2 protein-coding genes are annotated in these 572 nt (G+C 34.1%); both read right to left on the reverse strand.

The window, feature by feature from the left end; all coding sequences use genetic code 11:
* A partial coding sequence (locus BAZ21_RS27510; RefSeq protein WP_176718237.1) for an AAA family ATPase occupies positions 1 to 398 on the reverse strand: 398 nt, incomplete at its 3' end.
* On the reverse strand, positions 395 to 553 hold the full coding sequence (locus BAZ21_RS28360; protein WP_305953043.1) for an HNH endonuclease: 159 nt from the start codon (positions 551 to 553) through the stop codon (positions 395 to 397). The genes BAZ21_RS28360 and BAZ21_RS27510, both read right to left, overlap by 4 nt.
* Positions 554 to 572 lie beyond the last annotated feature (19 nt).

Consider the following 572-nt stretch of genomic DNA (forward strand, 5'->3'; position numbering starts at 1 on the left):
ACGAACTTGATATCATTTTCTTTGATGTACTCATACAATAAATTCATGTGGTGCGAATCATCAAGCATAAACTCGCCACCTGTTAAGAAATGCAAGTCTTCTGGTGCATTATCTTTATTTCTAAGCCTTTTGTTTAACTCTCTGTCCGTGTCCTCATTGTCGATGTATAGTGTCTTACTACGCTTTGTGTCATAACCAAAAAAAGGTAGTCCTTGCGATACCATTAAAGCCATGTGCATTGCTAGAGAGCTTTTAAACGACTTAAACGGTGCTACTAATATTCCAGCTTGCGAACTTGGCATTAAAGTATCAATAAGCCAGTCATCTTTTAAATTTATTAAGTCTTCTCGCTCTTTTAAATGCTTGGCTGTCTGTACTTTATCAAATATGTTAGTCATTTTTTAATCCTCCCCTTTTGGTTTATGGTTTTCAATACATATATTCCGTGCAATGTATTTTCTTGGCTAGTACACCATTCTAGGTTATTTAAATCGTTATTTTGCTTGTTTCCGTCAATATGGTTTACTATTTTTTTATTTTCTGGGTTAGGAATAAAAGCGAATGCTAATAAT

This window comes from Paenibacillus kribbensis (genome assembly GCF_001705305.1).
GTDB classification, from domain to species: Bacteria; Bacillota; Bacilli; order Paenibacillales; family Paenibacillaceae; genus Paenibacillus; species Paenibacillus kribbensis_B.